This is a genomic window from Rossellomorea vietnamensis, assembly GCF_008180415.1.
Classification (GTDB): Bacteria; Bacillota; Bacilli; order Bacillales; family Bacillaceae_B; genus Rossellomorea; species Rossellomorea vietnamensis_C.
Genome location: NZ_VTEI01000012.1, coordinates 18,683 through 39,599 on the forward strand (window position 1 = coordinate 18,683; position 20,917 = coordinate 39,599).

19 protein-coding genes, 1 tRNA gene, 1 pseudogene and 1 riboswitch are annotated in these 20,917 nt (G+C 43.1%); of the genes and pseudogenes, 13 read left to right on the top strand and 8 right to left on the bottom strand.

Translation table 11 applies throughout. From position 1 onward, the window contains the following. Nucleotides 1–360 precede the first annotated feature (360 nt). Nucleotides 361–669, bottom strand: a complete 309-nt coding sequence (locus tag FZC78_RS17885; protein ID WP_148941454.1) for a hypothetical protein — start codon at nucleotides 667–669, stop codon at nucleotides 361–363. Nucleotides 670–1,037: 368 nt separating this feature from the next. Further along, nucleotides 1,038–1,111: transfer RNA gene (locus tag FZC78_RS17890), tRNA-Arg, on the bottom strand. A gap of 157 nt (nucleotides 1,112–1,268) precedes the next feature. On the opposite strand from FZC78_RS17890, the gene FZC78_RS17895 reads away from it, so the two are divergent. Together FZC78_RS17895 and FZC78_RS17900 are read left to right on the top strand one after the other, a co-directional pair. Further along, nucleotides 1,269–2,279, top strand: a complete 1,011-nt coding sequence (locus tag FZC78_RS17895; RefSeq protein ID WP_148941455.1) for a permease — start codon at nucleotides 1,269–1,271, stop codon at nucleotides 2,277–2,279. A gap of 14 nt (nucleotides 2,280–2,293) precedes the next feature. Next, nucleotides 2,294–3,196 carry a TIGR03943 family putative permease subunit gene (locus FZC78_RS17900; protein WP_148941456.1) on the top strand — a complete coding sequence of 301 codons (903 nt, stop codon included), beginning with the start codon at nucleotides 2,294–2,296 and terminating at the stop codon, nucleotides 3,194–3,196. A gap of 286 nt (nucleotides 3,197–3,482) precedes the next feature. Here FZC78_RS17900 and FZC78_RS17905 read toward each other — a convergent pair whose 3' ends face one another. Together FZC78_RS17905 and FZC78_RS17910 are read right to left on the bottom strand one after the other, a co-directional pair. Beyond that, a complete protein-coding gene (locus FZC78_RS17905; protein WP_148941457.1) occupies nucleotides 3,483–3,779 on the bottom strand; it encodes a hypothetical protein in 297 nt (98 codons plus the stop codon). 240 nt (nucleotides 3,780–4,019) lie between these two features. Next, a complete protein-coding gene (locus FZC78_RS17910) occupies nucleotides 4,020–5,036 on the bottom strand; it encodes a DUF3231 family protein (protein WP_252183671.1) in 1,017 nt (338 codons plus the stop codon). A gap of 173 nt (nucleotides 5,037–5,209) precedes the next feature. Between FZC78_RS17910 and FZC78_RS17915 the strand changes: the two genes are divergently transcribed. The 6 genes from FZC78_RS17915 to FZC78_RS24610 all read left to right on the top strand — a co-directional run bounded on the left by FZC78_RS17915 (nucleotide 5,210) and on the right by FZC78_RS24610 (nucleotide 9,617). After that, nucleotides 5,210–5,548, top strand: a complete 339-nt coding sequence (locus FZC78_RS17915; RefSeq protein ID WP_148941459.1) for a metal-sensitive transcriptional regulator — start codon at nucleotides 5,210–5,212, stop codon at nucleotides 5,546–5,548. Between the two features lie 15 nt (nucleotides 5,549–5,563). Continuing rightward, nucleotides 5,564–5,770: a copper chaperone CopZ gene (gene copZ, locus FZC78_RS17920; protein ID WP_148941460.1), complete on the top strand. Its 207-nt coding sequence runs from the start codon at nucleotides 5,564–5,566 to the stop codon at nucleotides 5,768–5,770. A gap of 68 nt (nucleotides 5,771–5,838) precedes the next feature. Continuing rightward, entirely contained in the window at nucleotides 5,839–8,262 is a 2,424-nt protein-coding gene (locus FZC78_RS17925) for a heavy metal translocating P-type ATPase (protein ID WP_148941461.1), read from the top strand. A 129-nt stretch (nucleotides 8,263–8,391) separates the two neighbouring features. Further along, entirely contained in the window at nucleotides 8,392–8,562 is a 171-nt protein-coding gene (locus tag FZC78_RS23810) for a hypothetical protein (RefSeq protein WP_187444996.1), read from the top strand. A 15-nt stretch (nucleotides 8,563–8,577) separates the two neighbouring features. After that, complete coding sequence (locus FZC78_RS17930) at nucleotides 8,578–9,363, top strand: nuclease-related domain-containing protein (RefSeq protein WP_148941462.1); 786 nt, start codon at nucleotides 8,578–8,580, stop codon at nucleotides 9,361–9,363. Nucleotides 9,364–9,494: 131 nt separating this feature from the next. Then, nucleotides 9,495–9,617, top strand: coding sequence for a hypothetical protein (locus FZC78_RS24610; RefSeq protein WP_286365504.1), 123 nt, complete (start codon nucleotides 9,495–9,497; stop codon nucleotides 9,615–9,617). Nucleotides 9,618–9,881: 264 nt separating this feature from the next. On the opposite strand, the gene pepF is transcribed toward FZC78_RS24610, so the two are convergent. Further along, nucleotides 9,882–11,693: an oligoendopeptidase F gene (gene pepF, locus FZC78_RS17940; protein ID WP_148941464.1), complete on the bottom strand. Its 1,812-nt coding sequence runs from the start codon at nucleotides 11,691–11,693 to the stop codon at nucleotides 9,882–9,884. 201 nt (nucleotides 11,694–11,894) lie between these two features. Here pepF and FZC78_RS17945 point away from each other — a divergent pair, with 201 nt between their 5' ends. The 5 genes and pseudogenes from FZC78_RS17945 to FZC78_RS24385 form a co-directional block, all read left to right on the top strand. Then, a complete protein-coding gene (locus FZC78_RS17945) occupies nucleotides 11,895–13,427 on the top strand; it encodes a BCCT family transporter (RefSeq protein WP_148941465.1) in 1,533 nt (510 codons plus the stop codon). A 1,514-nt stretch (nucleotides 13,428–14,941) separates the two neighbouring features. Then, nucleotides 14,942–15,751: a zinc transporter ZupT gene (gene zupT / locus FZC78_RS17950; protein WP_148941466.1), complete on the top strand. Its 810-nt coding sequence runs from the start codon at nucleotides 14,942–14,944 to the stop codon at nucleotides 15,749–15,751. A gap of 1,032 nt (nucleotides 15,752–16,783) precedes the next feature. Beyond that, nucleotides 16,784–16,917, top strand: a riboswitch (cyclic di-AMP (ydaO/yuaA leader). A 141-nt stretch (nucleotides 16,918–17,058) separates the two neighbouring features. After that, nucleotides 17,059–17,715 (top strand): potassium channel family protein, encoded by a 657-nt coding sequence (locus tag FZC78_RS17955; protein WP_148941467.1) that lies wholly within the window; start codon nucleotides 17,059–17,061, stop codon nucleotides 17,713–17,715. A 2-nt stretch (nucleotides 17,716–17,717) separates the two neighbouring features. Next, nucleotides 17,718–19,061 carry a TrkH family potassium uptake protein gene (locus tag FZC78_RS17960; protein ID WP_187444997.1) on the top strand — a complete coding sequence of 448 codons (1,344 nt, stop codon included), beginning with the start codon at nucleotides 17,718–17,720 and terminating at the stop codon, nucleotides 19,059–19,061. Between the two features lie 168 nt (nucleotides 19,062–19,229). Continuing rightward, nucleotides 19,230–19,307 (top strand): annotated as a pseudogene (locus tag FZC78_RS24385) (YjcZ family sporulation protein); the annotation flags it as partial. 100 nt (nucleotides 19,308–19,407) lie between these two features. Here FZC78_RS24385 and FZC78_RS23815 read toward each other — a convergent pair. The 3 genes from FZC78_RS23815 to FZC78_RS17970 all read right to left on the bottom strand — a co-directional run bounded on the left by FZC78_RS23815 (nucleotide 19,408) and on the right by FZC78_RS17970 (nucleotide 20,445). Beyond that, nucleotides 19,408–19,566: a hypothetical protein gene (locus FZC78_RS23815; protein WP_187444998.1), complete on the bottom strand. Its 159-nt coding sequence runs from the start codon at nucleotides 19,564–19,566 to the stop codon at nucleotides 19,408–19,410. Nucleotide 19,567: 1 nt separating this feature from the next. Continuing rightward, a complete protein-coding gene (locus FZC78_RS23820; RefSeq protein WP_187442698.1) occupies nucleotides 19,568–19,720 on the bottom strand; it encodes a hypothetical protein in 153 nt (50 codons plus the stop codon). 407 nt (nucleotides 19,721–20,127) lie between these two features. After that, nucleotides 20,128–20,445 carry a thioredoxin family protein gene (locus FZC78_RS17970; protein ID WP_148941469.1) on the bottom strand — a complete coding sequence of 106 codons (318 nt, stop codon included), beginning with the start codon at nucleotides 20,443–20,445 and terminating at the stop codon, nucleotides 20,128–20,130. Nucleotides 20,446–20,917 lie beyond the last annotated feature (472 nt).

The following is a 20,917-nucleotide window of genomic DNA, read 5'->3' on the forward strand; positions in this document are numbered from 1 at the left end:
TTTAGTTTTACAACTGATCTCTCTTTTTTTTTGATTAAAATTTAAATATTCTAAAAATAAAAACGAATTATTTCATTGTGTATTTTTTACAATAAAATACAATATTTTGTAGAAAGAGGTATAAAACCAAAAGGATAATTTAGAAGACGGGAGCGGTCTATCGAGGGCAAGGTCGATGTGGAGCCAGTTTTGGATTGTTGAAAGCTAATTGCGTTTCACTCGATTTTTCGTACGAGGAAAATCGATGGTCGAAAATGAAGCAGATGAATTTACACGAGAAGATAAAAAAAGGTCCATTTGAGCAAACAAATGGACCTTTTTTCAGTTAGAAGCTAGTTTTGTCCCATCCTCTTTGCGAAGTTAACATGTGACACATCTTATATTATTCTCATCATCAAGCTTCCAACCATCTTCCTTGGCATTTAGCTTTTTAGAACATTTAATGCAGCTATTTGGCCACCCGGAATAACGAAAATTAGCCAAGGCTTCAATATCAACAGACCAAGCAACGATAGCTGTATACTCCTCTTGACTTAATCTTAGTTCTCTAGCTATATCATTCTTAAGCAAGCCTTCATGAAACGCCTCTACCGTTTTATCAAACAGTTCCATAGCTTTTTCATCGCTTAAATTTTTATAGAAAACTTGGTATAAAAGGTCATTTTTCATAGTTACCATCCTAGAATTTAAGAGTACGCCCTTTTACTGGGCTTTTATACATCTCGCCGGTTGAGGGGTTCATTGACCCCTAGTGTTTGTAGGTACTTTATAAACCTCAATATCATAATGGGTATCGTCCCATTGGTAATATCTTCGCTTAGATCCAGACTTACCGTTATATCTCACAGAGCCTTTATAATATATTGAAAGGGCTTCCACATGGTACTATTTGCCTTAGTCACATTAAATTTTCTGGATGTGAATACAAACCAGGGCCGCTACCGGAACCATCTATCAGAATTCATCTATAAAGAAGCAAAATAAAAAAGAGCGAGAAATCCCTTTCTTATAAGGGTTTTCTCGCTCTTTTACATTAACGTCCCAGGCAAGAGTCGAACTTGCGACCTACAGCTTAGGAGGCTGTTGCTCTATCCTGCTGAGCTACTGGGACACAGGAATTCATTATAAGGGATTTTATGAAAAAGGTCAAACAGTATGCTTTAGTTTGAATGTAAACTCTTAGTGAAAATTGAAATAATCATAGATTTAAAGGACAAGCATAGTATATAATATAAAGCGAAATGATTACGATTGTTAGGAGACTTTACATGAATACTATGCGGACATGGAGTCAGGAACTCCTTGGTATCTTGCTTTTTATTCTTTTTATTGGACTGTTTTTGGCTGGAGACAGACTCACACCATTTTTGCCGGACGTGATGGAGAACTCCAGTTTTACCAATATGGTGACCATATTCTTAAGTATATTGCTTGAGGCTGTACCTTTCATCTTAATTGGGGTGTTTGCTTCTGCAATCATCCAGGTATTTGTTTCAGAAAATATGCTGCAAAAACTTGTCCCAAAGAGATTTCCGTATCTTGCCCTCTTTCCCGCGGTTTTTGTAGGGGCTTTGCTGCCAATCTGTGAATGTGCAATCGTTCCGGTAGCCAGGCGGCTGATCAAAAAAGGTGTTCCTGCCCACTTGGCGATGGTCATCATGGTGACGGCACCCATTCTTAATCCGATCGTACTTGCTTCTACATACTATGCGTTTCAAAATAACCTGACGATTGTGTTCGGGCGTATGGGGATTGCTGCTGTCGCGGCCCTGCTGATAGGAGCTCTGCTCTATAAGCTTTATGGAAAAAAAGATTCTCTTCGTATCGAAAAAGAGAAAGGACATGATCACCATCACCACGAACATAATCAGGGATCTAATAAAATTCTGGAGACCATTGTCCATGCGAGTGATGAATTTTTCGATATGGGAAAATATTTGATTATCGGTGCCCTTATTGCGGCAGGATTTCAAACCTTCTTGGACAGGGAAATATTGAATGCGGTTGGTTCTAATGAAATCTTTGGACCGGCAGTCATGATGGTCTTTGCTTATGTGGTCTCGCTTTGCTCAGAAGCGGATGCGTTCGTTGCGTCTTCATTCGGAAGCATCTTTACATCAGGCTCTCTCCTCGCATTCCTGGTATACGGCCCGATGATCGACTTCAAAAATACCTTGTTAATGCTGGCATACTTTAAGAAACGTTTTGTACTCTTGTTTATCGGAGTCGTAACGGTTGTCGTTTATGTCTGCACATTGCTGTTTCAAATTCTGTTCTAGAAGGAGGCGTTATCATGAGAACGGTCCAATTTCACACCTACTTGCGGGGCATCATCTTAATCGGATACGCCCTGCTGATCCTGAAGCTGTTTCTAACATTTGATATGGTGAATTTTGTAGCGGAGAAGATGCATGGATATATGTATTTCGCTTTAGGTGTATTCATTTTTCTTGGGGCAATCCAAATAATCAGGGGAACGTCTTCTAAAAGTGAGACCAGCAGCTGCGGCTGTGAAGCACATGAGCTGCCAAGGGGTTTCTTCAAAACAACCTTGATCTACAGTCTGTTTGTCGTTCCTATAATATTGGGGTTCTTGCTTCCGGATAATCTGCTGGACAGCACGATCGCCTCCAAAAGGGGGGTAAACATCGGAAGCGGCATATATACGGCTCCTCCTTCTACAGGAGAAAAAGCTGTAACGGAAGAAGAAGAGGACTCATCTGGCACTGAATCCCAGGAGGATGTATCTCAACTAGGAAGCTATGAAGAATTTCCAGTCGAAAAGGATTTCGATAAACTTAAGGAAATCGTTCAAGGGAAAGATAAGATTTTCGTAAGAGATGAACAATTCATTCAAACACTGAGCATCATTGATGAAAACCTTGATGCTTATGTCGGGAAGGAAATCCAGCTGACAGGATTCATTTATAAAGATGAAAGCTTTGTAGAGAATCAGGCAGTCATTTCCCGCTTTACTGTCACTTGCTGTGTGGCTGATGCAGGTGTATATGGGCTGCTGACAGATGATGAGGAGCTGGGTTCCCTGGAGCCGGATACTTGGGTGAACGTCAGCGGGATTGTGGATAAAGTCGACTTTAACGGTTACATGATGCCCGTACTGACCAGTCCTGTTTACGAAGTGGTGGAGGCTCCTGAGAATCCTTATGTTGAAGAGTTTTTTATAAAAGTTGAATGAAGATAAATAAAGGCTGTTTTCACAAAGATTGTGGCTAAGTAAAAGTATTGGCTTTCCAATCCAGCTGCAAGACTGAGCGGGGCTGAGTGCTGGAACTAGACGCCCGCTAGTCCCGCAGGAGATCGCACGTTTTCCGTTCGAACCCCCTTAAGTTAAAGCCAGGAAGGTATAGTAATTAAAAGCAGCAATTTTTTTAAGAAAAGAGCCTAAACAAAAAACACCGGCGGACAACAGGTCTGCCGGTGTTTTTGTTTAAGGGTTTCATATATCTAATTTCAGTGCTCTATTAAAATTCTTCTGCATCTTCATCTGTATCAAGATCAGGCTCATCGGTACCTTCACCATAAGGGTCTTCAGGTACTTCGTTCAACATGCCTTCATTATCTTCATCAGAACCTTCATCGTCTATACTTGATTCTTCTTCTGTATTATCATTGTTTTCTGTATCATTCATATTCTCATCTGTTTGTTCTGTGTTATCTTCTTCCATAATTGTATCCTCTTGGCCTTCCTCATCACTGCAGCCTGCCAGAGCAATTCCTGCTGCTAGAGGGACTGATAGAAATAAATTTTTCTTATTCATAACTAACACTCTCCTTTTGAAAATTGAATTCTAGCTGCATATAAAATGTTTACCACATTCATTTTTTCATAAACAAATCGCTGAATTTCCATGTCTTGGTTTTTGGCATGGAGCGTAAAAGAAAAATCAGTATATTTTAATTGTTGCTGGTTGATAAGACTTGTGTGAACTTAAATGAAGGAATCTTTTTACAATAAAATAGACATACTCTCCATGATATAAGAAGAATATGTCTTGATATTAATTTTCTCTGACAAGCTTCTTGCGGTCTGGAGACTGAGGCGGCTCCTCCAGCCAGCCATGTTTCACCATGATGTCGGCTCCGCTTTTACCGAGTCTGCCGGCTTCAACAGCCATCCGAAGATAGTTGGAGGAAACATCTAATCTCATGCTTGCTGAAGCTGAAGTGCCATAATTTCCGATTCCTGCATTCATCACAAGTGCAACTGTAAACATCATCAGTTTTTCGGAAAAGACCGGTGTGGTGGAGTCCTGTACATTGGTATCCCAAGACATAGGTGCCTGCATGTCATTGTCTACCAGGGTTTTGCCGAAAATTTTAATGTGCTTCTGGGCAATTTGCTGGGCACGCACCATAAAATCCTTCACATCAGGTGTTTCAGCCATTTGGGCAAAGCTGGTAGTGAGCATGTTTCCGAGCAGGTTTGTTTCAGTATTCATAAATAAATGTGAAATTTCAATAGCATTCAAAGGCCGCTTTTCAGTGAACGGATTCAAACTGCCGCTGAAATAATCTTTTTCTTCCACAAAACCAATTCCTTTGGGATAAGGCATATAGGGAGGCCTGACCAGGATGCCCATATCCAATGTGGTTTCAGTTGTTTTTTGATACAAGTCGCTGGTAAAATTTAAACACCCTTGATAGAAGTTGATGATATCTTCACGGACTGCCAGAGACAGGGCTCCGCTATAGGTTATCATTCCAACCTTCGACATTTGCCTCATGAACATTAAAAAGAAAATATCCTCATACATTCTTGGTGTGTCAGGATCTACGTCCTTTTCAAGATCAAAACCAGCAGGCTGGGGAATCTGCTCCTTCTCATAAAGCTTCTTCAGAAAGGTAACATGATCTAATGAAGCTTGCTGGGTTAAAAGAAGAAGGTCTTTGATTTTAGGATCCTCACACTTCGCTAAAAAATATTCAATCATACATAGTGAAGAAGTATCGTTTTGATAGGTAGTCCATAAAGTCGCTAACTCACCGGATGTTAGTTTTGTTGAATGATCAGACATAGATCGCCCTCCTGAACGCTTTGGCATTTAGGGATATTATCTGCCAGGCGCATAAATACATGTACACATTTATGATTTTTAAAAAATTGGGTAAAACATTGATAAGTATCACAATTCATTCTCTTTACATACTATAGGGGGGTATAGTAATATGACCATAAGGAGGTGACGCAATGGTATCGAACCCTGAAGAAATGATTGAAATCGATTCATGTTGCTCATCAGATGAAGAAAGAAAAAGTCACCATTCAGATAAAGTGAAAAGCAATCTGGTCACCAGGTTGAACCGCATTGAAGGACAGATCCGCGGGATAAAAAGATTGATTGAAAATGATACGTACTGTGATGATGTCATTACGCAGATTTCAGCCACACAATCGGCGATGAACAGCGTCGCAAAACTCCTTCTTGAAGGGCATATGAAAACATGTGTGCTCGAGAGGATTCAGGATGGCGATACAGAAGTCCTTGATGAAGTGCTTGTGACGATACAAAAACTAATGAAGAAATAAAGGAGATGTGTATAGATGGAAAAGATCACTCTAAATGTGAGCGGAATGTCATGCGGACATTGTGTCAAAGCGGTTGAAGGCAGTGTTGGAGAACTGAAAGGGGTCCAGTCGGTTGGAGTAAACTTGGATTCAGGGAAAGTAGACGTCACGTATAATTCTGAAGAAGTAACAGTGGAAACAATCAAAGAAACCATCGACGATCAAGGATATGATGTTCAATAACGTGCCCTCATGGCGCGTTTCTTTTGGTGAGAAATATACCCCATACAGGTATGAGAGGAGGTCTTGAAATGAGCGGAAATGCCAAAGAGGTCACTTATAAGGTGACTGGAATGACCTGTGCTGCCTGTGCTTCGAGAATTGAAAAAGGATTGAATAAGATGGAAGGCGTCGAGGATGCAACGGTTAATTTTGCTTTAGAACGTGCTTCTGTAAAATTTGATCCCTCTTCAGCTGCTCCAGAGGTCCTTCAGAAGAAGATAGAGGACCTGGGTTATGGTGTCGTTACCGAGAAAGCTGAATTTGACATTACCGGAATGACCTGTGCAGCCTGCTCTGCCCGAATTGAAAAGGGGCTTAACAAAACAGAGGGCGTCACTAAAGCAAACGTGAATCTTGCGTTGGAAAAAGCAACGGTTGAATTTAATCCAACTCATATTTCAGCTGCCGAGCTGGTAAAAAGAGTTGAAAAGCTGGGATATGGCGCACGGGAAGCTGCTGATAAAAACTCTGAAGAAACAGCGGATTATAGGGAGAAGGAAATCCATAAGCAGCAGCGGAAATTTATACTTTCACTGATTCTGTCCCTGCCGCTTCTCTGGGCAATGGTCAGCCATTTTGAATTCACCTCATTCATTTATCTTCCAGAGTTCCTGATGAATCCATGGGTTCAATTTGCGTTGGCAACACCAGTGCAATTTTATGTTGGAAAGCAATTTTATGTAGGTGCATATAAAGCATTGAAAAATAAAAGTGCGAATATGGACGTCCTGGTTGCATTGGGAACATCAGCCGCTTATTTTTACAGCGTGTATTTGTCCCTTGAATCGCTGGGGACGAACGAAGGAATGACAGAACTTTACTTTGAAACAAGTGCGATTTTAATCACGCTGATCATTCTTGGTAAATTGTTTGAAGCACGGGCGAAAGGGAGATCCTCGGAAGCAATCAAAAAACTGATGGGGCTCCAGGCAAAAACGGCCACTGTCCTTCGAGATGGAGAAGAGACTGAAATTCCACTAGAGGAAGTGGCTGCCGGGGATATCGTCTTTGTGAAACCCGGTGAAAAGGTGCCTGTGGATGGAGAAGTATTGGAGGGCCGTTCCGCTCTCGATGAATCCATGCTTACAGGAGAAAGCGTGCCGGTCGACAAGGCAGCCGGAGATGAGGTCATTGGTTCTACCATTAATAAAAATGGATTTTTAAAAATCAAAGCTGTAAAGGTGGGAAGAGAGACCGCGCTCTCCCAGATCATCAAGGTTGTAGAAGAAGCACAGGGGTCAAAAGCGCCGATTCAAAGGATGGCGGACCGGATATCAGGTATATTTGTGCCAATTGTTGTGGGGCTTGCTGTGATTACTTTCTTAGTATGGTTCCTGGGGATCACTCCGGGCGATTTTGCCGAAAGTCTGGAGAAGTTAATTGCTGTACTTGTCATTGCCTGTCCATGTGCACTGGGGCTTGCGACGCCGACCTCCATCATGGCTGGGTCCGGCCGTTCCGCAGAATTCGGGATTCTTTTTAAAGGTGGAGAGCATCTTGAAACGGCACACACCGTCACAACGGTTGTCCTTGACAAAACAGGGACCGTCACGAACGGCAAGCCTGTTTTGACGGATGTGATGGCCCGTGAGGATATGAATGAAACGGAGTTCATGGAACTGGTCGCAGCAGCCGAGCGTCCGTCTGAGCATCCTTTGGCCGTCTCCATTGTGGAGGGCATCAAAGAAAAAGGAATTGACACAAGTACTAACGCAGACTTTGAAGCCATTCCGGGATATGGTGTGTCAGCCCTTGTGAATGAGCGTCGAGTACTGATCGGGACCAAAAAGCTGATGGACCGTGAATCCATTTCTGTGAGTGATGCCATTCTGCAGACCAAAACCAATTTGGAAAGTAACGGAAAAACAGCCATGCTTGTAAGCATCGATGATCAGTATGCCGGTTTGATTGCCGTTGCGGATACAATAAAAGAAACTTCCAAAGAAGCCGTCAACCGATTGAATGACATGGGACTCGAGGTCATCATGATGACAGGAGACAACCGGCGCACCGCAGAAGCCATAGCAAAAGAAGCGGGTATCGGGAATGCCATTGCAGAAGTCCTGCCTGAAGGTAAAGCGGAGGAAGTGAAAAAGCTTCAGGAGCAGGGCAAGAAAGTCGCAATGGTCGGAGATGGAATCAACGATGCTCCCGCATTGGCAGTTGCTGATATCGGGATGGCCATCGGGACCGGGACAGACGTCGCTATGGAAGCTGCCGATATCACCCTGATACGAGGAGACCTGAACAGCATAGCGGATGCCATCTTCATGAGTAAGAAAACCATCCGGAACATCAAGCAAAATCTGTTCTGGGCATTTGCCTATAACACCTTGGGCATTCCAATTGCGGCAGCTGGACTTCTTGCGCCTTGGCTGGCTGGAGCGGCGATGGCCTTCAGTTCAGTGTCTGTTGTGTTGAATGCATTGAGGCTGCAGAGGGTGAAGTTGTAGAGATCTGCTCCACATTTAAAAAAATGTGTGAAAGGCACATAGGCTGAGCCTGTGTGTCTTTTTTCTTATGAACCTTTTGAAGGGAAATGTGGCTTTGGGTCGAATGTATTGTTCAAAAGGAGTGATGCAATGATTATTAAAGAACGGACTGTGCCTATTGAGCTTAAGCAGTTAGAAGCTCTTAATGAAAGATTGGCAGATACCCACATCGCGAAAGAGCTTGTGAATGACGACCTTGGCCGGCAAATGGCTGGCTATAAAGGAGAAATTAATCTGGATTATCCTCTCAGTTTCTTATAATCAGAAGAATTTTTTATTCTTCATCATGTCCGCATCTTCGACGGCACCCACTATTTCCAGATAGACACCCTCATTATTACCGGAAAATTCATCTTAATAGTAGAGACTAAAAACATGTCCGGAACCTTGTACTTTGATACAGAATTCAATCAGCTGATTAGAAAAAATAATGGTGAAGTTGCCTTTTCTGACCCATTACTGCAAGTCAAGCGTCACAGAGCTCAATTAAGAAAGTGGATGCTTACTTTAACATCAAAACATCTTCCAATTGAATCTCTTGTTGTCATTAGCAATCCCCGTACCATTATCCAATCCTCTTCGACTACAGTTCACCAAAAAGTTATCCACATGGGGCAACTACCATTCCAGATTGCTGCATTACAAGAAAAATATAAACATGAGTTTCTCGAGCGGGAACAAGCTTTGAAGCTAGCTAAAGAAATAGCTCGAAAACATTGTCCGCTAGAACTTGATATTCTAAAGAAATATGGAATACAACCAAAAGAATTGATCCGGGGAGTAAAGTGTCCAACGTGTCGTTGTTTCCCTTGTACAAGGGCTTATGGTAAGTGGATTTGCAGAAATTGCGGTGCCGAATCAAAGGAAGCACATATCGCGGCTTTAAGGGAATACGCTCTTTTATTTAGGACTGAATTTACGAATGGAGACGTTCGTAAATTCTTAGGAATTGATTCAACTTCAACGGTGAATAAAATGCTAACCAAAATGAATCTGCCTTTCAAAGGTGAAAAGAGGTGGAGAGTGTACTCATTGGAGTGTCTTAAGAAATCCAAATTATAGGAATGGCTGATAGAACCACAAAACCGGTTGATAGAGCCTGGTTACTCCATTTGGTGTCCTGTTTCGCGCTCAAAAGTTAAAACCCCCGGCCCAGCCCGGGGGAAACAAAATAGGGGGGTTGAAAAAGGGGAATGGCTGATAGAAAGGACAAAGTGGTTGATAGAGCGTCAAAAGTGGCTGATAGAACCATCAAACTGGTTGATAGAAAAGACAAAGTGGCTGATAGAACCACAAAACCGGTTGATAGAGCCTGATTACTCCATTTTGGTGTCCTGTTTCGCGCTCAAAAGTTAAAACTCCCGGCCCAGCCGGGGGGAAACAAAATAGGGGGTTGAAAAAGGGGAATGGCTGATAGAAAGGACAAAGTGGTTGATAGAGCGTCAAAAGTGGCTGATAGAACCGTCAAACTGGTTGATAGAGCGTCAAAAGTGGCTGATAGAACCACAAAACCGGTTGATAGCCCCTGGTTACTCCAATTCAAAACCCCCAGGCCAAGGCCTGGGGGCAGACAAACTAATTTATTCGTAACTCTCTTCCAGTTCATCAATGAGTGAACCAACATAGGCAACGGCTTCGCGAATGTTGTCTGGATTTGTCATGTCAATGCCTGCCTTTTTGATGAGCTCAAGCGGCTCTAATGTTCCGCCTGATTTCAAGACATCCAGCCAGCGGTCGACGGCAGTCTGCCCTTCGTTGATGATCTTTTTGGAAACCAGAGTAGAGACAGTCAGACCTGCTGAGTAGGTGTATGGATAGAGCCCCATATAGTAGTGAGGCTGGCGCATCCATGTCAGACTGGCACCCTCGTCTATTTCAACGGTGTCTCCCCAGAACTTTTTGAGGATATCCGCTTTCTGTTCAGACAGGACGCTGGCTGTCAAGGGTTCGCTATCTTCGGCCAAATTATAGACTCTTCGCTGTAATTCTCCTTCCAGCAGGTGAGTCACGAAGTTATGGAAGTAGGTGCCGAGCAGCTGCAGGACAACCCAGCGCTTGGTGCGCTTGTCGTTGTCTTGAGACAGCAAGTGATGGCCAAGCAGCATTTCGTTCATAGTCGAGGGTGCCTCGATAAAGTAACGGGAAGGGCGGGTGTTGGTCATCCGCTGATTTTTTCCGGATAGGTAAAAGTGTCCGGCGTGTCCCAGTTCATGGGCAAGCGTGAATGTTCCCCTCATAGTATCCGGCCAAGTCATAAGTATATATGGGTGTGCTCCATATGGGCTTGAACAAAAGGCGCCTGTTGATTTTCCGACATTGTCGGCATAATCGATCCATCTTTCGGACAGTGCCTTGTCGACCATTTCATTGTACTCGTCTCCCATTACTTGGAGTGCTTCTTTTACCGTTTGGGCACCCTTATCATAACTGGTTTCGATTTGGAAATCAGGGTCAAGAGGTGCATGCAGGTCTGCAAATGTAAGTTTATCCAAGCCGAGTTCCTTCTTTTTCAGCTTTGCATATCGTCTCATATGCGGGGCGAGCTCCTCCTGGATGATATCCAGCTGGTTATTGTACATTTCTTTTGTAACTTGCTGCGGCGCCAGGAGCATATCGGTTACTGAATCATATTTTCTGAGACGTGCCGTAATGGTCTCCTGGTTGACTTGCGTTGCATAGGCGGCAGCAAATGCATTTTTGTATTGCTGAAGTGTTTTAACGAATGATTCATAAGCGTTTCTCCGCACAGTGGCTGAAGGGGAAGAACTGTATTTCCCTTCATAGAGAGCAAAGGAGAGCGGCAATTCGTTTCCTTCATCATCGGTAAAAGAATCGAACTGCATGTCGGAAAGCTTCCCGCGGTTATAGATATTGTAAGGAGCCGAGAATACGGAGCCCAGGGCCGCGAGAGTTTCTTCAGTCTCCTCACCTAGTGTATGAGGCTTTTTGTCCTGCAGGTCTTTTAGATACTTCTCGAAAGACTGCAGACCTTCTTCTTCTTCAATAAATGATCGCAGCGTTTCTTTTGGCAGTGAGATGATTTCCGTTTCCACAAAAGCAGTTGAAGCATTAATGCGCGAACCTGCTTCTTCTACTCGGGCAGCATCTTTTTGGCTGGTTGTGTCGGTGTGGTCTACTGTCTGTTTCAGTGAAGCATAAGCAGCAACCAGATTGAATCGCTTCAGTAGTTCTTCTTTAGCTTCCAGGCAGCGAAGGAGCAAGGTGCTGCTTTCCTGAAGGCGGCCTTTGTAATCTGTTACTTCACCTACATCATTTTGGACTGCCTTCAATTCTTTTTCCCAGTCTTCCCTTGTTTGAAAGATATCACCTAAATCCCATGTTTGTTCCTCTGGTACCTCTTTTCGATTGATGCGGTTGCTTTGTGTCCCCATAACAATAGCCTCCCAGCATAGTATTTTTGCCTAAGCTTGCGGTCATTTTGGTTTATACCACATTTGGAAATGGGTAATCATAATGAGAGAGCAAGGCAGTTGGTTAGAAATGAAAGTCGCTTTATGTTTATAATTATATAGAAGTGAGAATAATGCAACAATTTCATCAAGATCAGCGTTACATAGAAAGGAATTAAAACTATGAATTTCAGTCCAATTAAGAACCCCGTTTTTATCGTTTCTGCAGTAGCGGTTTTTGCCCTGGTCCTTTTGGGAGCAATTCTCCCTCTTAGGTTTGGGGAAGTAGCAGAAACTCTCTTTTTATTCACTACCACGAACTTTGGATGGTTCTACCTCCTCGCCGTCTTCATTTTTTCGGTCTTCCTCATTATCATTGCTATCAGCAAATATGGAAAAATCCGTCTCGGGCCTCAGGATTCAAGGCCGGAATACCCATTTTTCACGTGGGTAGGAATGCTGTTTTCTGCTGGTTTCGGAGCCGGCCTGGTTTTCTGGGGAGTGGCAGAACCAATGAGCCATTTCTTTACTCCCCCATTTCAATCGATGGAGCCTATGACAGAAGGTACAGCGAGAGTGGCAACAGGATATGCTTTCTTTCACTGGGGAATAAGCCAGTGGTCTGTATTCACAATTGTCGGGCTTATGATCGGCTTCCTGCAATTTAGAAAAGGGAAGGACGGCCTGATTTCCACGGCGGTTGAATCCGTGACCTCCAAGAGAAAAGGGGTCAAGAATACAATTGATTCGTTTGCTGTCATCGCGACGGTCATGGGGATCGCGACGTCCCTTGGTCTGGGTGTGCTCCAGATGAATGGAGGCTTGAAGAGTGTTTTCGGGATACCGAGCTCTGGCGGTGTTCAGCTATTGATCATGGGTATTCTCCTTGTGCTGTACTTGTTGTCTTCAAGTACGGGACTTAATAAAGGAATCAAGTGGCTGAGTAATTTGAACCTCGGTCTCTGCCTTGTGCTTTTGGTCTTTGTCTTCTTTGCAGGGCCCACAGTATTCATCTTGAATACTTTCACCCTTGGTTTAGGTGATTATCTGAACCATTTCGTTGAATACAGTTTGAGGCTGACACCTTATAAAGGAGGAACCTGGGTCAGGGATTGGACAATCTTTTACTGGGCATGGGCAATTGCTTGGTCACCTTTTGTTGGTGCGTTCGTAGCACGTGTATCAAAAGGAAGGACGATCCGCGAGTTTATTCTGGGTGTCTTGATCATCCCGCCATTGATTGCCTGTCTATGGATTGCAGCGTTCGGCGGTACAGCACTTTACAGTGATTTGAACAATGGGACAGCTATTGCTGAGGCAGTAAATAATGATGTTACTGTAGCATTGTTTGAAACATATGCTCATTTGCCGTTCACGGAAATCCTGTCGGTTCTGTCAATCCTGCTCATCTTTACGTTCCTTGTCACTTCGGCGGATTCTGCCACTTATATACTGGCGAGTATGACAACCGGAGGAAGTCTTACTCCTTCTACACTGGTGAAAATTATTTGGGGTGTACTGATGGCTGCCATTGCCGCTGTCTTGCTGCTCGCAGGCGGACTGGGTGCTTTGCAGACCGCATCACTGATATCGGCTCTGCCATTCACCGTTATCATCTTCGTAATCATGTATGCTTTCCTCAAGATGATACGGAAGGAACCACTGCCCGAACGTGATCCAAATCGATATAAAACTAGAAGGAAGCAAAGTGAGTAAGCCTTTATTTCGAAACTGAACCATTCCGGGAATGGTTCAGTTTTTTTATGTCCAACGCTATTTTGGCAAAGATTGTGGAAGTTTTAATAGTAGTGGATTTCCGTTCGGGACGGATCCGATTCTTCTTCGCATTGCCTGCAGGTGTTCACCTCAAGCGTCTTGTCAGTCCTGGTGGGTAAATATTCCATGGGTAAATAAGGAGGTCTTTCCTTTTATTCTTCAAAGTTATTTGATCCCGAGGAGCTAAAAGGGGAGGTGTGCGCTTTATATTTTGGCTATATTCAATAAGTGTTGCTTTTAAATGATTCTTCCTCTTTCCCTTTTACGTAGAATGATTGGAGCGGAAGGTGTGCGACCTCCTGCGGGACTAGCGGTCGTCTAGTTCCAGCGCCTAGCCCCTCGGGGTCAAATAACCCCAAGAGAATAAAAGGAGAACCGCCTTTTTTCTCTTGGGAACATTTTCCTGTCGGGCCTAACCAAGGCGCTTCCACTTTTGCAGACAGGTGAGACCCCCAATCTAGTTCCAGCGCCCAGCCCCCTCGGGGTCAAATAACCCCAAGAGAATAAAAGGAGAACCGCCTTTTTTCTCTTGGGAACACTTTCCTGTCGGGGCTGATCAGGGCGCTTCCACTTTTTATACAGGCAAATCTAGCTCCAGCGGCCAGCGACTAGCAGATTTCGGTCTCTCTCCTTGCTAATCTAGCTGCAAGGCCTAAGGCGGCTAGCGTACTTCCCTGCCTCCTCCTTGCGAGTCCAGTTCCGAGGTCCCAACGGCTAGCAGATTTCGGACTCTCTCCTTGCGATAAGTCATCATCGAATCGCTGTCGCTCTCCGTGATTCCTTTATCTCATGCGAGTGTCCTAAAATCTGTACGCCGCTGAGCGGAACCTCTCCCCTTTTGGTGATAAGTCAACATCAACTCACTATGTTCGTTGTGTTTCCTTTATCTCATGCGGAGTCAGTCCAGTCCGTACGCCGCTGAGCGGGGCCTTTCCACTTTATAAAGATAAGTCATCATCGAATCGCTGTCGCTCTTCGTGATTCCTTTATCTCATACGAGAGCCCTAAAATCTGTACGTCGCTGAACGGCCGCTTCCGCTTTTTATGAAGCCGAGGATGCTCAACGCCCGCCCCGCGGAGTCGTGCGCCTGGAGCGGAAATCTCCTCGATTAGAAAAGCCACAATCTTTGAGAAAAGAGCCTTTATTTAAAAAAAGCGTGTAACAAACATCACACGAGATTTATATAATGTTGGCACAGGGAAACTTTAGGTTTAAAGGATACGTGCTCAAATATTAGAAAAAGTTTGACTAAGAAGTTGTATGTGGAGTAAAATGTTTGCCAAAGGAAACTTTTGTTGTTTAAACCATATCATCGAAGGTTATACAGATGAACATGGTATTCCTTCTCTTATAACCAATCTAATAGAAACTTTTTAAGAACATCACCTAACAATAAATATAGAATGGGGAAGCTAACAACGTTGAAATTCACAGAGAAAAGAGGAGAATGAAAATGGATGGAAATCTGCTGCTTGCTTTTGGGCTAACGTTGATGGCAGGACTTGCAACCGGAATCGGTAGTCTTCTGGCTTTCTTTACTTCATCAACTAACACCCGGTTTTTGTCAGTGTCTTTAGGATTCTCGGCAGGTGTCATGATCTATGTATCAATGGTTGAAATTTTTGTAAAAGCCAAGGATGCATTGACAGGTTCCCTGGGCTGGGAACTTGGAAACTGGATTACCGTCATCAGTTTCTTTGCCGGTATGCTGTTGATTGCTATGATTGATAAGCTGATTCCGAAACAAGGTAATCCTCATGAATTGAAGAAAGTGGAAGAGATGAGTGGTCCAAAGCAAGCGATTGGCGACCCGGCTCTATTGAAGATGGGGACCTTCACAGCCTTAGCGATTGCAATTCATAACTTTCCGGAAGGCATTGCCACATTTACATCCGCCCTGCAGGATCCGGCTCTGGGAATTCCCATTGCAGTTGCGATTGCCATCCATAACATTCCGGAGGGAATTGCTGTTGCGGTGCCGATTTATTTTGCGACTGGAGACCGAAAGAAAGCATTCAAACTGTCTTTCTTGTCAGGCTTGTCAGAACCGGTCGGGGCAGTAGTTGCTTTCTTGATTTTGATGCCATTCCTGAATGATGTCATGTTTGGGGTCATTTTTGCAGCTGTAGCGGGAATCATGGTATTCATCTCCTTGGATGAACTTCTTCCAGCGGCAAAGAAATATGATGAAACACATTTACCAATATACGGCTTGATCGCAGGTATGGCCGTGATGGCCTTGAGTTTGCTGCTGTTTATATAGAAAGACAAAACCTTGGGTTAAATAAGAGAGCCTGAAAATCTAACGAATTTTAGAATCTACTTTTTATAAGGCTCTTTTCGTACCTTTGTTGCTATTGATACTAAATCCGAAAAATAAACCTATTAAGAGGGGTCAAAACTGGTAACACCGAAAAGAAAAGAGCTGCTCTCCCTTGATAAAAGTTAAAACTCTTAGTATCCGGGGAAAAATCCGGCTCTTGGGATTTTTTCGAAAGCAACAATATATGCGAAAACAGCCTTTTATAAAAAGAAAAAGTCAACTATCCTTCCTAAATTAGGAGGAAAAGTTGACTTTTTTCTTTGAAAGCAATCTATTTGCTGCTCTCTTTACTTTATTAGATTTAGAATCCTTTGATCTTTTCTTGGAGATTTGCCTGTCGGGATTGGAAGGGTGCTTCTTCAACTAGTCGATGGAATGATGATGATTCAAGGAAGTGACTAATGGTACTTATCAATGGGTTTCAGTATGTTGGGTAGTAATTAGAGGAAAAAAGTTCCCTTATTTACTAAAAAACATTGAAAAAAGCAAAAATAAGGGAATGAATTTCCTTTATTTAAACTAAACCCACTAGAAAAATATGCTTTTTCTTCAAATAAAGGAAAAATATTCCCCTATTTATCCCGAAATGAGCTTGAATTTGCAATTAAGGGAAAAAAGTTCCCTTATTTCTACCGATGGGTACTTAACTAAGGAACTAAGAGGCCGCTCTCGCTATAAGGCCTACTCTATCTGGTGCCCGCCAAGTGGAGCCGGGTACATTGAACGAAAAACAACCCTTTTCATAATGTCTGAAGCGGAAAATGTACGATTCTATAATTTAGATGGGCTTTTTCAGTGACCTCGTTACATAATCGAGTTTTTTAATGCGCTATAAAAGGGGGGAAATGAAGCATCCCCGTTAAACGTTGAGAGAGGCTGATTACTTCAACTTGCAGCATCAATATGACAGGAAAAGCAGCTTGAAAAAAGCTCTTTACTTTTTGAAAAGGGAGGAGTAAGATATTTTTCGTAATAGAATAATCGCTGAATCATTTTGAGCGGGGGAACCATTCTTTTGGGGTGAGTCCTTTAAAGTTTTAAAGGAAGGGTTAACTTTCATGACCCGAATCCGTCAGCTAACCTCGTAAGCGTTGTGAAGGAGATATAACTTGTGTATATGACCACAGGCTTATTTCCTGGTGGTCTTTTTGTTGTGGTTTTTAACAGAAGCCTATAAGGAAACAACTTAATGAAAACGAACAGCAGAGGTTATTCTAATTAACATCAGGTCATTGGGGGAATCATTCATGAAAAAACAATTTGCGGTAATCGGTCTAGGGCGTTTCGGTGGAAATCTTGTCCGGGAACTGGGCGAGATGGGTGCGGATGTACTGGCGATAGATATTAATGAAGAAGTAGTGGAAAAATATCGTGATGTAGCAGAACATGCTGTCCGGGCAAATGCGATGGATGAAAATGTTATCAGGGAGCTTGGCCTGAGAAACTTCGATCATGTCATCGTTTCTTTTGGAGAAAATATCGAAGCCAGCATACTGACGACGCTCCTCCTAAAAGATCTTGGAGTAAAAGAAGTGTGGGTAAAGGCGTCCAGCACTTACCATCAAAAGGTCCTCGATAAGATCGGGGCAGATAAAGTTATTCATCCGGAAAGGGATATGGCAAGAAGGATCGCCCACCATATTACCTCTGAAAAAGTCATTGATTATATCGAGTTATCAAAAGAGCATAGTATTGTGGAACTTGTCGCATCGAATAAAGTTGCTAATAAAACCCTGATCGATCTGGATGTTCGTGCCCGTTTCGGCTGTAACATCATTGCCATTCAAAGAGGGGAAGATGTTATCGTATCGCCAGCTGCTGACGAGGTGATTCAGAAAGACGATTTGTTAATTGTAATAGGGGATAATCGCGACCTTAACAGGTTTGAAAAAGAGGGGATCTAACCGTGGAAAGAAGGGCCTCAAAACTAAGGAGGACATCCATTCAGCTAAGTCCGCCACAGCTTCTTTTATTAGTGTTTATTTTCTTTATCATGCTTGGTGCGGCATTGCTGAAGCTGCCTTTTGCAACAAAGGGAAGTGTCTCTTGGCTTGACGCTTTATTCACTTCCACTTCAGCCATGACCGTTACAGGATTGGCGGTTGTTGATACAGGTACAGCCTATACCACATTCGGTCAAGTGGTCGTCCTGGGTCTTATTCAAGTCGGCGGGCTTGGGATTATGTCCTTCGCCATGCTGATTTATCTCATGCTTGGTAAAAAAATAGGATTCAAGGAGCGGCTGATTGTTCAGCAGGCGCTTAACCAAACCTCGGTGGGCGGCGTTGTCCGGCTTGTAAAGCATTTATTCGTGTTTTCTTTTATAGTAGAAGGTTTTGCAATGATTCTTCTTGCAGCTGAATGGATTCCGCAATACGGCTGGAAAGATGGTCTTTATTACAGCTTATTTCATTCGATTTCAGCTTTTAACAATGCAGGGTTTTCCATATGGTCAGACAGTCTAATGGGGTATGTAGGGAACCCTTTAGTGAATTTTGTCATTTCCGGCCTGTTCATTCTTGGGGGAATCGGCTTTACGGTTTTAACGGACCTGTGGTATTCGAAGAAGCTGCAGAAACTGTCTCTCCATACAAAGCTCATGCTGTTAGGTACTCTGGTCATCAACGTAGCAGCCATACTTGTCATCTTTGCTCTGGAATTCAATAATCCTAAGACTCTCGCAAACCTGCCGGCAATGGATAAAATTCTGGGAGCCTATTTTCAGGCTGTAACTCCTCGGACCGCTGGATTTAATTCATTGGACATCGGCAGCATGGAAGATTCAACGATCATTTTCACGATTCTCCTTATGTTTATTGGGGCAGGCAGTGCTTCGACAGGAGGAGGCATTAAGCTGACAACATTCCTGGTCATTACTTTAGCTGTTATTGCTTTTTTAAAACAAAGGAAAGAGATTTTTATTTTTCGCCGCAGAATTGCAGAGACATTTATTTATAAGTCTCTGGCGATATCAATGATCAGTGTCGTACTCGTTTTCACGGCGATGTTTCTCCTTTCCATGTCGGAAAAAGGGGTGCCTTTTATCCAGATCCTTTTTGAAGTGGTATCAGCCTTTGGTACAGTGGGACTGTCTATGGGCCTTACAGGAAGCTTGACCGAGTTTGGAAAAGGAATTATTATCTTTGTTATGTTCGTAGGTAAACTTGGTCCGCTCACACTTGCATTTTCACTGGCGAAACCAGGAACAGATAAAATCAGTTATCCTAAGGAAGATATTCTAACAGGATAATAGAAATCTAAGTTTGGGCTAGGTCCGCCTAAACATTTTTCCGAAATCCTCATAGGATGTTATTGAGTGATGAAAGCTCAATAATCATTCTGGAGGTGTCTGATTATGTATGGATACGGATGCGGCGGCTACGGCTATGGCGGAGGCTATGGCGGCGGTGGCGGCTACGGTTACGGCGGCGGTTTCGCGCTAATCGTAGTATTGTTCATTTTGCTGATTATTGTTGGAGCTGCTTTTGTTTACTAAGAGCTCTCAAGGGACACTTTAATAAAATGTTTAAGGAGTTTCTCCCCGAGGGGCGAAACTCCTTTTGCATTCAATTATCCTTGTGTGCTTTAAGGGATGTCTATTCATCATCCCCGCTGATCCGAATGGCCGGAGCGTTATTGTAAGCGTAGGAAGGAACGACTTCTTCCTGGATGCTGTCTTTATCTTTGTAGAAATCCTCATGAATCTTCATGTTGGCTCTGGTTGCTTCTTCGTCAATATGAATGTTATCCTTCATGTCAATCTCTATCCGTTTTATCATTTTGGTCTTTGTTATGTTTGTTTCCTTTGCTATTATCTCCTGCAGCAATTTCCCGTGAGAATTCTGCCTGGTTGTGTCCGGCACGCGGTGAGTTTTGGTTCATGCTTCCTTTGTTGTATTTCTTCGTCACGCTGAGCACCTCTTTGAAGTTTATTTTCCTACAGCAATAGTTTGCTCTTTAAAGCTTAGTTTATTCTTTGGCAGAGGCTGAGGACAGCCATCGTTGGAAGTGACGCTGCATGTGATGTATTCTGCAGGCAGTGGAAAGTAATTGATAACCGGGGCGGTGCTTTATAAATGGCTGTTTCCATATAAATTGCTGCTTGGGGGAAAATCCTTAGAGCCGGATTTTTCCCCTGGTACTATACTAAGGGTGCTCTCTCTAATCGGGGATAGCAGCTCTTTTCTTTTCATGTTAACCAGGTTATCCCGGTGAATTAAGGTCTTTTTTCGGAATTAGTAACATATAGCAGAAAAGTTTACGAAAAGAGCTTTATAAATTGAAGAGCAGCCTCTCTAAGAAGCTGCTCAGTCTGTTTATTTATTATTTTGCAGAAACTCTCTTACTTGATCAGGTGTTTTGGCGTTGGCACTGTGCAGATGTGCTGTTTTCTCGCCATCTTTAAAGATCAGCAGACTGGGGATGCCCATTACATCATAGCGGTCTGCGATTTCAGGCAGTTCATCCTTGTTCAGCTCATACCACTTATACTGGCTGTTTTCTTCAATAATTTCATCAATGAACATATTCATCCTTGTGCAGTCTGGACACCAGTCTGCGAAAAACTTGATTATAATCGGCTGAGATCCGGAGATGAGCTCCTGAAAGGTTTCTTTATTTTGAATGGATTGCATGTAAGTGACCTCCTCTATTTAGTATTATTGTATTGTAGCGGGGCTCTTTTCGTAAAATTTTGTGCTTATAGAGCTTCCTGATATTAGGGAGATAGACCGCTGTGCCAAGCCTTAAGATTCATTTTTAAGATGATAGGGAAGAGACCAATCCCCGCACACTAAATTTCTGTGTGGCTGCAAATGAAGTGAGAGAAAGGTCCGTTTTGAAAAAAGCTTTCGCAGGTCTTTTCCTCTTGGAGCTCTTTAAGATTTCTAGGCGATTTTGTCTAGTTTTTATTAGGCTGAAAGAGTCTCAAGGTGCTTTTTAGACGCCCATAAAGAGCGGAATTCCCGTGTAAAGGGTTTCAAGGATCTGTCGAGACGCCCATAATGAGCCGATCTCCAAGCGAATGGGCCTCAAGGATCTTCCTAAACGCCATTTCTAAGTACATATCTTACCCAAAGGGTTCTTAACGTTATTATTAATCTAACA

Excerpts from the sequence above, each read along its gene's own strand:
- FZC78_RS17885 (WP_148941454.1), bottom strand. The coding sequence starts at position 669 with ATGAAAAATGACCTTTTATACCAAGTTTTCTATAAAAATTTAAGCGAT.
- FZC78_RS17895 (WP_148941455.1), top strand. The coding sequence starts at position 1,269 with ATGAATACTATGCGGACATGGAGTCAGGAACTCCTTGGTATCTTGCTT.
- FZC78_RS17900 (WP_148941456.1), top strand. The coding sequence starts at position 2,294 with ATGAGAACGGTCCAATTTCACACCTACTTGCGGGGCATCATCTTAATC.
- FZC78_RS17905 (WP_148941457.1), bottom strand. The coding sequence starts at position 3,779 with ATGAATAAGAAAAATTTATTTCTATCAGTCCCTCTAGCAGCAGGAATT.
- FZC78_RS17910 (WP_252183671.1), bottom strand. The coding sequence starts at position 5,036 with ATGTCTGATCATTCAACAAAACTAACATCCGGTGAGTTAGCGACTTTA.
- FZC78_RS17915 (WP_148941459.1), top strand. The coding sequence starts at position 5,210 with ATGGTATCGAACCCTGAAGAAATGATTGAAATCGATTCATGTTGCTCA.
- copZ (WP_148941460.1), top strand. The coding sequence starts at position 5,564 with ATGGAAAAGATCACTCTAAATGTGAGCGGAATGTCATGCGGACATTGT.
- FZC78_RS17925 (WP_148941461.1), top strand. The coding sequence starts at position 5,839 with ATGAGCGGAAATGCCAAAGAGGTCACTTATAAGGTGACTGGAATGACC.
- FZC78_RS23810 (WP_187444996.1), top strand. The coding sequence starts at position 8,392 with ATGATTATTAAAGAACGGACTGTGCCTATTGAGCTTAAGCAGTTAGAA.
- FZC78_RS24610 (WP_286365504.1), top strand. The coding sequence starts at position 9,495 with ATGGCTGATAGAAAGGACAAAGTGGTTGATAGAGCGTCAAAAGTGGCT.
- pepF (WP_148941464.1), bottom strand. The coding sequence starts at position 11,693 with ATGGGGACACAAAGCAACCGCATCAATCGAAAAGAGGTACCAGAGGAA.
- FZC78_RS17945 (WP_148941465.1), top strand. The coding sequence starts at position 11,895 with ATGAATTTCAGTCCAATTAAGAACCCCGTTTTTATCGTTTCTGCAGTA.
- zupT (WP_148941466.1), top strand. The coding sequence starts at position 14,942 with ATGGATGGAAATCTGCTGCTTGCTTTTGGGCTAACGTTGATGGCAGGA.
- FZC78_RS17955 (WP_148941467.1), top strand. The coding sequence starts at position 17,059 with ATGAAAAAACAATTTGCGGTAATCGGTCTAGGGCGTTTCGGTGGAAAT.
- FZC78_RS23815 (WP_187444998.1), bottom strand. The coding sequence starts at position 19,566 with ATGAAGGATAACATTCATATTGACGAAGAAGCAACCAGAGCCAACATG.
- FZC78_RS17970 (WP_148941469.1), bottom strand. The coding sequence starts at position 20,445 with ATGCAATCCATTCAAAATAAAGAAACCTTTCAGGAGCTCATCTCCGGA.